Source organism: Kutzneria buriramensis, assembly GCF_003387475.1.
GTDB classification, from domain to species: Bacteria; Actinomycetota; Actinomycetes; order Mycobacteriales; family Pseudonocardiaceae; genus Kutzneria; species Kutzneria buriramensis.
The window spans coordinates 59,192-72,558 of record NZ_QUNO01000013.1 but is presented as its reverse complement, the minus strand read 5'-3'; the positions used below and the strand labels follow the sequence as shown (position 1 = coordinate 72,558).

5 protein-coding genes are annotated in these 13,367 nt (G+C 71.9%); all 5 read left to right on the top strand.

Translation table 11 applies throughout. The features are described 5' to 3' along the window. Positions 1-124: 124 nt before the first annotated feature. From BCF44_RS55865 to BCF44_RS33970, 5 genes are read left to right on the top strand one after another with little or no spacing between them, the layout of a single operon-like run. Positions 125-2,218, top strand: a complete 2,094-nt coding sequence (locus BCF44_RS55865) for a hypothetical protein (protein ID WP_170217887.1) — start codon at positions 125-127, stop codon at positions 2,216-2,218. 2 nt (positions 2,219-2,220) lie between these two features. Then, entirely contained in the window at positions 2,221-8,286 is a 6,066-nt protein-coding gene (locus BCF44_RS33985) for a non-ribosomal peptide synthetase (protein ID WP_170217886.1), read from the top strand. Between the two features lie 12 nt (positions 8,287-8,298). Then, entirely contained in the window at positions 8,299-12,171 is a 3,873-nt protein-coding gene (locus BCF44_RS33980) for an amino acid adenylation domain-containing protein (protein WP_116178549.1), read from the top strand. After that, positions 12,168-12,353 carry an MbtH family protein gene (locus BCF44_RS33975; RefSeq protein ID WP_116178548.1) on the top strand — a complete coding sequence of 62 codons (186 nt, stop codon included), beginning with the start codon at positions 12,168-12,170 and terminating at the stop codon, positions 12,351-12,353. Before BCF44_RS33980 ends, BCF44_RS33975 begins: the two co-directional genes overlap by 4 nt. Then, positions 12,350-13,360, top strand: coding sequence for an LLM class flavin-dependent oxidoreductase (locus BCF44_RS33970; RefSeq protein ID WP_211353330.1), 1,011 nt, complete (start codon positions 12,350-12,352; stop codon positions 13,358-13,360). The genes BCF44_RS33975 and BCF44_RS33970 overlap by 4 nt, the downstream gene beginning before the upstream one ends. Positions 13,361-13,367 lie beyond the last annotated feature (7 nt).

The window sequence follows — 13,367 nt, the reverse complement described above, 5'->3', positions numbered from 1 at the left end:
ACCGCGAAAACGTCCGAATACGCCCGGTATGAGGCCGTTTTCGCAGCGCCGCCAGGAACCACCTCGATCCCGACTCTCATCGACCACGATCCACGGGACACCCCCTAAACCCGGAGAAACAACGATGACCACGTTGTCCCCGTTCCGTTTCCTGCCCGGCCTGGACGACTACCTAGACGCGCTGCGCACCTACCTGCCCGGCGCGGAGGTCCCGGTGCTGGGCGACCCCGGCGAGCCGCACGAGGCCGTCGCCGACATCAGCACCGCCGCCATGAGCCGCCCGGTCGACCAGCACGGCGACGTGCTCGTGGCCTGGCGCACCGGGTCCAAGGCGGCCGAGGTCGGCGCCGCGCTGGCCACCTGTGTCGGCGGCAGCGGCGTCGAGCTGACCGATCCCGGGGACATCGGCCCGGCCAGCGGCGACGCCCGCTACATCGTCTACATCGGACTCGCCGAGGAGATCGACGAGCGGTCGCTGATCCGCGTGCACGACAGCCTGTGGGAGCACCGGTCGCGCGGCGAGGGTGGGCACCTGGGCCTGGTCGTCGGCGAGGACCTGGACGACCTGAGCTGGCTGATCGCCAAGGGATTGGCGATGCCGCACCGGATCCGGCCGGCCGAGGAGCACGTCCGGATCTGGCCGGCGGTGCAGAAGACGCCCAAGCGCTACGGCACCGGCACCTGGGTGCTCCAGGAGGAGGCGCGCGCTGAGCGGATCCGGCCGCTGCTGCTGGACTCCTACACCGCCGCGGTGTCGGTGATCGCCCACGGCCGCGACGACGTCGTGCACTTCAACGACACGGTGATCTGCCCGATCGGCCCGATCCAGATCGACGTGCACTCGGCCGCCGCCTCGCACGCGCCGGTCTGTGCCTTCACGGGGCACTGCTACCGGCCGGAAGTGTCCACCGAGGACGTGATCAAGTCGGGGCGGATCGTGGCCGACGCGGTGTTCACCAACTCGTGCATGGGCATGCGGGTCAACGAAGGCCTCTACCCGTCGGACTACCTGCTGCCGCACGGGTTCGTGCGCGGCATCGCGGCGGCGTACCTGTCGACCGGGCAGGTGATCAACGGCCTGCTCAAGCTCAACGACGTCTTCCACACCGCGTGCGCCACCGGCCGCAGCCTCGGCGAGGCGGCGACGCTGATCAACGATCACCTCCGCTACGAGCGGGTGGACCTGCCGTACTACTCGCTGCTCGGGCTGCCCTGGCTGACCGTCGCCGAGGCCGGCGACGACAACCCGTGGCAGGACTACCTTGTCGTGGAAGGTAAAGACCGCGCGGACAGCGGCGGCATCCGGGCCGCGGCGGTCGCGCTCGCGGCCGAAGAGGCACGCGGCTCCAGCGCGCACGTGATCCAGGTGTCGCCGCGCGGGGCGGCGGTGCTGAAGGGTGCCGTCACGGAGCACCTCGACGAGGAGAAGGTGCCCGCGCTCAAGGCGTCGTTGCAGGCCATGGGCCGCGCGATGACCAGCCTGGAGGACGTGCCGTTCACCGGGTTGAAGTACTCGCGGCAGGGCAACATGCTCGTCAACGTCCGCGATCAGGTGGCGTCGGTGGCGGCGTCGCTGCACGGGGCCGCGCTGACCGGTGACGTGGCGCGGATCCGCCGCCGGATCAGTGCCATCGCGACCGGCGTGGAGCGGGCCGAACTGACGCTGGCCGAGGCGGTCTTCGAGCGCGGCGTGCAGAGTTTCCAGCACTACAACGACATCTGGGGCGAGACGCTCGAACTGCACGCGCCCGTGCTGACCGACGAGGAATGCCCCTACTGCGAACGGCTTCTGGTGCAGCAGGGGGCGACGCACCCGATCATCGAGCGGATCGGCCGCGACGCGCGGGTCTGCCCCCGGTGCGGCATGATCCGCGACGCGGACAGCCGGTCGCCGGTGTCGGACATGGTGGTCGAGACCGCCGAGCTGTGGCACGTCGGCGAATCGCCGTCGATCCGGCTGCGGTTCAAGGTGGCCGGCGACGCGACGAAGGTGGCGGCCGGGGTGTTCATGGCCAACGCCGCCAAGAACGGCATGGCGTTCCCGCAGCCCAAGTTCGTCGACCTCGACGCGCAGGGGTGGGGCGAGCTGGCGGTGCGGATCGACGTGCCGCAAGAGGCTCGCAAGCATCAGGAGTACGTCCGGGGTCTGGTCGTCGCCGAGGGGACGATCTCGCTGATGACCAGGCCGGTATGGGTGCGTCCGGGAAGGGGGGAGTGACGATGTCCGAGAGCACACCGGCCTCCTACGCGCAGGAAGGCCTCTGGCTGCTGGAGCAGGTCGGCGCCGGCGCGGCCGTGAACAACCTGCCGATGGCGTGGCGCGTGCAGGGCGAGTTCGACGTCGAGGCGTTCGAGGCGGCGCTGAACCTGGTCGCCACGCGCAATCCGGTGCTGTTGACCGAGCCGCGCTGGGACGACGAGACGAACTCGTTGGTGTCACGACAGGTCCACACCGAGCTGCCGGTGCATTTCCGGCGGACCGGCGAGCAGCGGGCCTATGCCGAGCTGCGCGACGAGGCGTTGCGGCCGTTCCCGGCCGGCACCCCCTTGGTGCGGGCGCACGTCTGGGACCTCGGCATGGAATCCCTGGTGCTGCTGGTGTTGAGCCACCTGGTGTTCGACGGCGGCTCCGAGGCGTCGTTCTTCGCCGAGCTCGACCACGCCTACCGCCACGTCACCATCGGCACCGAGCTGCCCGACGCGCCGGAGCCCTTCGACCGCTTCGCCAAATACCAGCGTGACCGGTTCCAGGGCCAGGACGACCGCATCGCCGGCATCGCCGTGCGGCGGCCGGTGCCGCAGCCGGTGGCGTTGCCGAGCACGGTCGATGGCAAGGTGCCGGCGGATGCCACCGAGGGCGTGCGCCACTACGCGCACCTCGACGGCGAGGCGATGGACCGGATCCGTCGGCTGGGTCGCCAGCACGGCGCGTCCGAGGTCATGGTGCTGCTGACGGCGTTCTTCGCGACGACGGCCCGGTTGAGCGGCCAGGAGTCGTGCAGCGTCCTGATGCCGTACGCGAACCGTGCGCAGTCCTGGGCCGGCAACGTGATCGGGCCCTGCCTGAACAGCCTCTACATCACGGTCGAAACCACCCTGGACAAGAGCTTCGCGGAGCTGATCGACACCGTTCGCGGCGCGAGCCTGGACGCGTACGAGACGCACGACGTGCCGGCGGAGGCCTTGCGCGCCAAGTGGGCGGAGGCCGGCGCGGAGCCGCGCACGAACCTGATGCTCAACGTGTTCGCCGACGCACGCCCCGAGCTGACGCTGGCCGGCTGCACGACGGTCAGGCTGAGCTGGGAGCAGGTGCCGGTGCGATCGCGGGCCGACCTGTGCCTCTACGGCTGGCCCGAGGACGACGGTCTGCGGCTGGAGTTCCTGTACCGCACGGCCGCCCTCACGGAGGCGGACGTCGCCTCGCTCGCGGCGTCGATGACCGGGCTGCTGGCGGCGGCGCTGGACGACCCGGACCGGTCCGTGCGTTCGCTGCCGATGGACCGGTCCTTCGACACGGCGGAAATGCTTGCCGGGGAGCTGATCGCGAGCCCGCAACTGTCCGTTGTGGACCAGGTGTGGGCGGCGGCGTCGAACTGGCCCGAAGAGATCGCCATCGACGCCCCCGAGGGCGAGTGGACCTATCGGGACCTCGTCACCCTCGCCGACCGCTGCGCCGCCGGGCTGCTGGAACGCGGCCTCGACCCCGGCGATGTCGTTGCGGTGCCCGGGACCTACGACCGCGACGTCGTGGTGGCCGCGCTCGGCGTGCTACGCGCCGGCGGCGTGCTGCTCCTGTTGCAGTCCGACCTGCCGGACGCCCGGCTGGCGGCCATCCGCGCGGCGGCCAGACCGGCGCTGGAGATCACCGACCCGCCGTTCGGTGAGTCCGAAGTGGATGTTCCCATCGGGCAGGACGATCCCGCGTACATCTTCTTCACCTCGGGCAGCACGGGCGTGCCGAAGGGTGTGCTCGGCCGGCACGGCGGCCTGGGGCACTTCCTGGCCTGGGAGCGCGGACTCCTCGACGCGGAGCCCGGCGACCGGCTGGGCTGGCGGACCAACCTCGGCTTCGACGTGGTGCTGCGGGACCTGTTCCTGCCCCTGGTGTCCGGCGCGACGCTGGTCGTGCCGCGGCCGGCCGACCTGGACGACCCGGTGAGCACCCTGGCCTGGCTGGACCGCGAGGCCATCACCCTGCTGCACATCACCCCGAGCCTGTCGGAGCTGCTGTCCGACCCGGCCACCGCGACGAGACTCCCGGCCCTGCGCGCCGCGATGTTCGCGGGCGAGCCCCTGACGGACAAGGCCGTCGACCGCTGGCGCGCCAACGTCAGCCCCCGGGCCCGGGTGGTCAACCTCTACGGACCCACCGAGACGACCCTGGCCAAGTGCTGGTTCGACGTGCCGGCGACACCCTCCCCGGGTGTCCAGCCCATCGGCCGGACGCAGCCGGAGACCCAGGTGGCGATCCTCGGCCCGGACGGCACGCCGGCCGGCGTGGGGGAGCCCGGCGAGATCGTCATCCGGACGCCGCACCGATCGCTGGGCTATCTGAGCGGGAACGCCTTCCGCCGCAACCCGTTCGGCGACGACCTGCTCTACCACAGCGGCGACCTCGGCCGCCGCCGACCGGACGGCCTGCTGGAGATCCTCGGCCGCGCCGACGACGAGGTGAAGGTGCACGGCGTGCGGGTGCAGCCAGCCGAGGTGACCGCCGCGCTGCGCGGCCACCCGGACGTCGAGCAGGCGGTCGTGGTGAAGGCCCCGGACGGGCACGGTCTCGTCGCCTACGTCGTGCCGAAGCCGGGCGTGACGCTGTCGCCACCGGCGGTCCTCCGGCACGTCGCCGCCACGCTGCCGCCGGCCTTCGTGCCGGGACAGCTGGTGGAGCTGGAACGGCTTCCGCTGCTGTCCAACGGAAAGGTGGACAAGCGGTCGCTGCCGGCCCCGCCGGTGCGGACCCGCGCCGTCACCACCGAGCCCCGGACGCCGGCCGAACACACCGTCGTGGCGGTCTTCCGCGAGGTCCTCGGCCTGGACGAGGTCGGCGCCGACGACGGGTTCGTCGAGCTCGGCGGCCACTCGCTGCTGGCAATGCGTGCCTCCGCCCTGCTGCGCCGGCGCTTCGGCGTCCGGGTGCCGGCGACGGCCGTGCTGCAACGGTCGACGCCCACGGCGCTGGCGGCCTGGCTCACCGAGCAGGCCCCGGCGGTGGCCGCCACAGCCGTCCAAAAGGACGAGCCCTACCAGGCGGGTCTCGGCCAGGAACGCATGTTCTTCCTGGAGGAGCTCACCGCCGCCGAACCGGGCGTCTACAACATCCCCTGGTGCTTCCGGCTGACCGGTGCACTCGACCGGAGCCGCCTCGAATCGGCGGTGGTCAAGGTCGTCGAGCGGCACGCTCCGCTGCGCACGGGATTCCAGCCCACCGTGGACGGCCTACTCGCCGAGCCGCACCCGGCGAGCGAGGTCTTCGACTTCCGGACCGCGGCACTGGACGGCCCGGAGGCGCTGCCCGACTTCGTGCAGCGCGAGCTCACCCGGCCCCTCGACCTGCGCGCCGGCCAGTGCCTGCGCGCGACGCTGGTCGAACTCGGCGCCGACGACTTCGCCCTCGTGCTGATCGTGCACCACGTCGCTGCCGACGGCTGGTCGCTGTCGGTGCTCCAGAACGAGCTTTCGGCGCTGTACCAAGGCACTGAGCTGCCGCCGGCGGCGAACTACGCCGACTTCGCAACCCGGCAGCGGGAGCTGCCGTCCAACCTGGCCGGCGTCGCCGAGCACCTGCAAGGCGCGCCCGAACGCTACGGCCTGCCCACCGACCGGCCGCGGGGCAGCCGACAGACCTTCCGCGGGGACCGGGTGACCCTCGACCTGCCGGCGGGCCTGCGGGAGGCGGCGAGACGACGTGCGGTGACCCCGTTCGCGCTGATCGCCGCCGCCTACGCGGCCGCGCTCGCGGCCCGGGGCGCCGACACCGAGATCGTGCTCGGCGCGGCCGTGGCCAACCGGCCGGAGCCCGAGCACCAGGACCTGATCGGCTGCTTCATCAACTCCGTGCCGCTGCGGATCGCGCTGCCGGCCAGCGGCCTGGTCGAGGACCTGATCACCGTCACGGCGGCCGAGGCGCAGCGCGCGCTGACCGACGCGGACGTGCCGTTCGAGAGGCTGCTCGGTGAGCTGGGCGTGCCGCGCACGGTCAGCTTCCCGCCGGTGTTCCAGGCGATGCTGGTGATGCAGCAGGCCGAGCCGGCGACGCTGCGGCTGCCGGGCGTCGAGGTCACCGAGATCGCCGACGTGCGGCCCACGGCCAAGACCGACCTGAGCCTGATCGCGCTGCTCGACGGCCACCTCACCCTGGAGTACAACACCGACCTGTTCGACCGGGCCACCGCGGAGAGCCTGCTCCGGCACATCGAGTACCTGCTGCTGAACCTCGACGGCCGGTTCGACACGGCCCCGCCGTGGGAGCAGGCGCAGGAGCTGGCGGCCGCCGCCGGCCCGATGGTCCCGACCAGCGACGACACGCTGCTGACGTGGATCCGCCGCACGGCCGCGGAGCACCCGGACGCGCCGGCGGTCGCCTTCGGCGACACGACGCTGACGTATCGGCGGCTGCTGGAGCTGGCCGACGTTCACGGCCGGCGGCTGCGTGAGGCCGGCGTGCAGACCGGCGAGCTGGTCGCGGTGCAGATGGAGCGGTCGGCGGAGCTGGTGGTCGCGCTGCTCGGCGTGCTGGCGGCCGGCGCGGCGTACCTGCCGCTGGACACCGCCGCGCCGGTCGAGCGGCTGGCGATGATCACCGCCACGGCCGGCGTCCAGGTCACATTGACCGCCGACGACATCGACCTGGCGGCGGAACCCGTTGCGCCGCTGGACATCTCGGTGCCGAAGGGCGAGGCGGCGTACTGCATCTTCACCTCCGGCTCCACCGGCGCGCCGAAGGGCGTGGTGGTCGGACACGAGGCGATCGTGAACCGGCTGCGGTGGATGCAGGACGCGTACCGGCTCGACGGCTCGGACGTGGTGCTGCAGAAGACCCCGTACACCTTCGACGTGTCGGTGTGGGAGTTCTTCCTGCCGCTGCTGGCCGGTGCGAAGCTCGTGATGGCCAAGCCCGGCGGCCACCGCGACCCCGGTTACCTGATCGACGAGATCCGCCGCGAGGGCGTCACGGTCCTGCACTTCGTGCCGCCGATGCTGGCCGCGCTGCTGGAACAGCCCGGCGCGGCGGCGGTCGCCGACACCGTGCGGCTGGTGGTGTGCAGCGGCGAGGCGCTGGAGGCCGGCACCCGCGACCGTTTCTACGAGGTCATGGGCGTCGGGCCGCGGCTGGAGAACCTGTACGGGCCGACCGAGGCCGCGGTGGACGTCTCCCGCTACAGCTGCCGACCCGGCGACGGCCCGGTGGTGCCGATCGGCTGGCCCATCGACAACATCCAGCTGCACGTCTTGGACCGCGCCATGCGCCAGGTGCCCACCGGCGGCGTCGGCGAGCTGCACATCGGCGGCATCGGCCTGGCCCACGGCTACGTCGGCCGGCCCGACCTGACCGCCGACCGGTTCGTGCCCGACCCGTTCGGCCGCGGCCGGCTCTACCGCACCGGCGACCTGGTCCGCCGGCGGGCCGACGGGGCGCTGGAATACCTGGGGCGCACCGACTTCCAGGTCAAGATCCGCGGCGTGCGGATCGAGCTCGGCGAGATCGAGGCGCGGCTGGTGGCCCAGCCGGAGGTCGCGGACGCGGTCGTCGTCGTGAACGAGGGCGCCGGCGGCGGCAAGGAGCTCATCGGCTACGTCACGTCACGGTCCGATGTGGACGGTGATGCGCTGATCGACCGACTGCGGCTGGTGCTGCCGGACTACATGTGCCCGGCTCTTGTCGTCGTGCTGGAGGAGTTCCCGCTCGGCACGACCGGCAAGGTGGACCGTCGCGCGCTGCCCGACCCGGCCGGCCTGCGCCCGCGAACCTCGACCTATCGCGAACCCGGCACCGAGTCGGAGCGGGCGGTCGCGCAGGTGTGGTCGGACGTGCTCAAGGCGACCGACCCGGTCGGCCTGGACGACAACTTCTTCGCGCTGGGCGGGGACTCGCTCAGCGCGGTCCGGGTCGTCGGCGTCGCCGCCGAACGAGGCTGGAAGCTCGCGCTCGACGCCGTCTTCGCCGCCCGCACGCTGGGCGAGCTGGCGGCGTCGGCACTCCGACAGGAAGCGGCCGATGCCAGGCCGCGCAACGACTTCGCCATGCTCAGCGCGGCCGACCTGGCCCTGCTCGACCGGCTCTGAGGGGAACCCGGAATGACGAGTACCACCACCCGGCGCGGGGTCACCGACGCCTACCCGCTCTCCCGACTCCAGGCGGGCATGATCTACCACGCCGAGCTGGCCGGCGACGCGTCCTACTACCACGACATCTACTCGCTGCGGGTGCACGGCCCGTGGGACGAGGACGCGTTCCGCCACGCGCTGCACGGCCTGGTCGCCGCGCACGAGACGCTACGAACCTCCTTCGAGCTGACCAAGTTCAGCGAGCCGCTGCAACTCGTGCACGCCGAGGCCGAGGTCCCGTTCGAGGTCATCGACCTGCGCGGCCACCAGGACCTCGACGGGACGCTGGAACGCTGGCGGCGGACGGAGGTCGGCAACGCGTTCGACCTCAGCAGCGCCCCGCTGTTCCGGTTCGTCGTGCACCTGGTCGGCGAGAACGAGTTCCACTTCTGGTGGAGCTTCCACCACGCGATCATGGACGGCTGGAGCCTGCACTCGGCCGTCGCCGAGCTCTTCGCCGGCTACGCGGCGGCTCGCCAGGGCCGGGACCCGCAGTTCGCCACGCCGCGCACCCGGTTCCGCGACTTCGTCGCCCTGGAGCTGGACGCGCTGGACGACGAGGACGCCGAGGAGTTCTGGCAGGGCGAGCTGGCCGGCGCCGAGCCCGCGCTGCTGCCGACCCCGACCAAGCGCGCGGACGCCATCGGCACCGTCGAGGTGAGCTGGCACGACGCGCCCGACAAGACGGTCGTCGGCGTCACCGAGCTGGCCGAGCGGCTGCGCGTCCCCGTGCGGACCGTGCTGCTGGCGGCGCACCTGCGCGTGTCGGCGGCGCTGCTCGGCCGGCACGACGTGATCACCGGCGTGATCGGCAACGGCCGCCCCGAGACCAGCGACGCCGAGCAGGTCAAGGGCCTGTTCATCGGCACCTACCCGTTCCGCCTGGAACTGGCCGACTCCTGGAGCGGGTTCGTCGCCTCGGTGTTCGCCAAGGAGACGGCGATCCTGCCGCACCGCCGGTACCCGCTGGCGGCGATGGTCGAGCACACCGGCTGGAACCCGTTCGACATCGTCTTCGACTTCCGGCGGTTCCGCAGCTACGAGGGCCTGTCCAGCCAGGACGACCTGTCCTTCGACATCGGCGCCTACTACGAGCACACCAACTTCCCGATCACCTCCGGCTTCGTGATGACCCCGGACGGCTCCTCGCTGCGGCTCCAGATCCGCTACGACGCCGGGCGCTTCGACCCGGCCGACGTGGACCGGATCAGCCGCGGCTACCTGGCCGTGCTGGAGCGGATCGCCACCGACCCGGAGTCCTCGGTGGTGGCGACCTCGGCGCTGGCCGACGAGGACCTCGACGCCCTGGCCGCGCACGCCGCCGGTCCCAAGCTGGCGCTGGACGGTCCGGCCGGCCTGTACCAGCGCATCGAGACCGGCTCGGAGCTGGCGGTGCGCGCGGTCGACGGCGAGCTCGACTACGACGAGCTGCACGACCTCGCCGGCCGCATCGGCGGCTACCTGGCCGCGGCGGGCGTGAAGCGCGGCGACCCGGTCGGCGTGTGTATGAACCGGAACCGCCTGCTGCTGCCGGCTCTGCTGGGCGTGCTGCGGATCGGCGCGAACTACGTGCCGCTCGACCCGGAGTACCCGATCGACCGGCTGCGGTACATCGCCGAGCACAGCGAGTCGGCGGTGCTGCTGTACGACGAGGCGTCCGCCGCCGTCGCCGCCGAGCTGAAGCCGCAGGCGCTGTCCGTGGAGGCGGCGGCCGAGCACGACGGCGCCGCCGCGCCGGTCGAGGTGTCCGGCGACGACATCGCGTACACGATCTACACCTCCGGTTCCACGGGTCTGCCCAAGGGCGTGCAGGTGCGCCACCGGGCCGTGATCAACCTGCTGGAGTCGCTGGGCGAGGTGCTCGACGCCGACGAGGACATGGTGCACCTGGCCACCACCTCGATCAGCTTCGACATCCACGTCAACGAGGTGTTCCTGCCGCTGATCCGCGGCGGCTCGGTGCTGCTGGCCGCCCGCGAGCAGGTCTCCGACGGCACGGAGCTCCGCTCGCTCATCGAGTCCGAGCCGGGGCTGGCCGCCCAGGGGCCGCCGGCGATGTGGCGGATGCTGCTCGACGCCGGCTGGCGCCCGTACGGCATGAGCCACGTGCTCTGCGGCGGCGAGGCGTTCCCCCGCGAGCTCGCCGACCGGCTCACCGCCGACGGCGTGCCGGTGTGGAACGTCTACGGGCCGACGGAGACCACCGTGTGGTCGGCCGTGCAGCGGGTCGCGGCGACCGGCTCGATGGTGCCGATCGGCCGCCCGCTCGGCAACACCACCATGTGGATCCTGGACAAGCAGATGGCGCCGGTGTTCCCGGGCGTGCCCGGCGAGCTGCACATCGGCGGCGACGGCGTGGCCCGCGCCTACCACCGGCGGCCCGACCTGACCGCGGACCGGTTCGTGCCGGATCCCTTCTCCGGCAACGGTTCCCGGCTCTACCGGACCGGCGACCTGGTGCGGACGCTGGACGACGGCACGTACGAGTACCTGGAGCGGGTCGACCTCCAGGTGAAGGTGCGCGGCTACCGGATCGAGCTGGAGGAGATCGAGGCCCGCATCGACACCCACCCGGACGTGTCGATGGGTGTCGCGGCCGCCCCGATGGGGTCCGACGGCGAGCGCATCCTCGTCGGCTACGTCGTCGCTCGCAACGAGATCGACGGCGCCAAGCTGCGGGAGTGGTGCTCGCAGGCGCTGCCGCACTACATGGTGCCGCAGGCCTGGGTGTTCCTCGACGAGCTGCCGAAGACCCCGAACGGCAAGGTCGACCGCAAGGCGCTGCCGGCCATCGGCGGCGAGGCCAGCGTCGGCGGCGACACCACCGAGCCCGGCACCGAGACCGAGCGGGTGCTGGCCGAGATCTGGCGCGAGGTGCTGGAGCTGCCGGCCGTCGGCGTGCACGCCAACTTCTTCGACCTGGGCGGGCATTCGCTGCGGGCGCTGCGCGTCGTGCTGAAGGTGCGCGAGCGGCTCCAGGTCGAGCTGCCGGTCGCCGCGATGATCCACGCCAGCACGATCCACCGGCTGGCGGCGCTGATCGACCGGGACAAGCCCGGGCAGAACCCGTTGGTGATGCCGCTCAACGAGACCGGCCGCCCGACGTTGTTCCTGTTCCACCCCCTCGGCGGCCACGTCTTCGGCTACGCGCCGCTCAGCCGCGAGCTGGACGGCAAGGTCACCGTGCAGGCGGTGCGGGCCTCGGGCATGGAGCCGGGCGAGCCGCTGCGCGACTCGCTGGCCGACCTGGTCGACGCCTACCTGACCGAGCTGCGGGCCATCCAGCCGCACGGCCCGTACAACCTGGCCGGCTGGTGCATGGGCGCGTCGGTGGCCGTGGAGACCGCGCGTCGGCTCCGGTCCGAGGGGGAGCAGGTGGACTTCCTCGGGCTGATCGTGGCCAACCCGTTCGACCCGGCGCCGCGCATCCTGCTCAACGACTCGACGGCGCTGGTGCAGCACATGCTCGGCGAGGGTCTCGACCTCGACTACGACGAGCTGGCCGCGCTGGGTGACACCGACCGGCAGGTGGACTACGTGCTCAACCGCGGCTCCAGCCGGGCGGACGTGTCCAGTGTGGACGACGCCAAGCGGCTGCTCGCGGTGTACCAGGCCAACGCGCGGGCGATCACCGCCCGCACGCTGCCCGACTACGACGGCGAGGCGCACGTGTTCGTGCTACCCGCCGAGAACCCGACGCCGCCGGACATGGGCTGGTCCAAGATCCTCACCGGCCCGGTCCGCCAGCACGAACTGCCCGGCGGGGCGACGACATTCCTCGACCCCGACCAGGTCAGCCAGCTCGCCGCGATCCTCGCGGCCGAAGTGGGGAGCGCCCGATGAGCACCGAACTGTTCGCCGTCGTCCGCAACGACGAGGAGCAGCACTCCGTCTGGTTCGCCGGGCGGCAGGTCCCGGCCGGCTGGTGGCCCGTCGGCTTCGAGGGCAGCCGGCAGGAGTGCCTCGACCACATCGCCCAGATCTGGACGGATCTGCGGCCGCTCAGCCTCCGGAGCGCTCAGTGATCACCGTCTACACCACCTGCCCGTCCTCGCACGAGATCACGCCGGAGGCGTTCCGGCGGCGGATCGTGGACGTGGCGCGGTGGACCGAGGACGCCGACTGCCGGGGTCTGCTGGTGTACACCGACAACACGCTGGTGGACCCGTGGGCGACGGCGCAGGCGATGATCGCCGCCACCGAGCGGCTGGTGCCGCTGGTGGCCGTGCAGCCGCTGTACATGCACCCGTACAGCGTGGCCCGCATGATCAGCAGCATCGCCTTCCTGTACGGCCGGTCGGTCGACCTCAACCTGGTCACCGGCGGGTTCGCCGGGCACCTGCGGGAGCTCGGCGACCTGATCGACCACGACGAGCGCTACGACCGGCTCGTCGAGTACGCCAAGATCGTCAAGAAGCTGCTGGTCGGCAAGCGGCCGGTGACCCACCTGGGCCGGCACTACAGTCTCAATGCGGCGTCGATCGAGCCGGCGATGGATCCCGCGCTGATGCCGGGAATCCTGGTGTCCGGCACCTCCGAGGCGTGTGAGAGGGCCCAGGAGGCGTTGGGGGCCACCAGGCTCGCCTACCCGCGGGCCGTCGACACCTACGACGCCTCAGCGCAACCCTTGGCCGGCAACGGAATTCGGCTCGGCATCATCGCGCGGGACAGCGCCGTCGACGCCTGGCGGATCGCGCACGAGCGCTTCCCGTCCGACGAGCTGGGGGAGCAGCTGCACCGCGTCGCCGCCGAGCAGGTCGAATCCCAGTGGCACATCGGCCTTTCCCGGGACGCCCTTTCCTCCACGGGACCGCTCGGCTGCTACTGGCTGCACCCGTTCAAGGTCTACAAGACGTTCTGTCCGTACCTGGTCGGCACCTACGAGGACGTGGCCGCGCTCCTGGCGCGGTACTTCGACCTCGGCGTGCGCACGATCGTGCTCGACGTGCCGCGTGAAGCCGACGACCTGCACCACGCCCGGACCGCCCTGCGGCTGGCCGAACAGCTCGCCGCGAACCCCGTCCCCAGTTAGGAGAAAC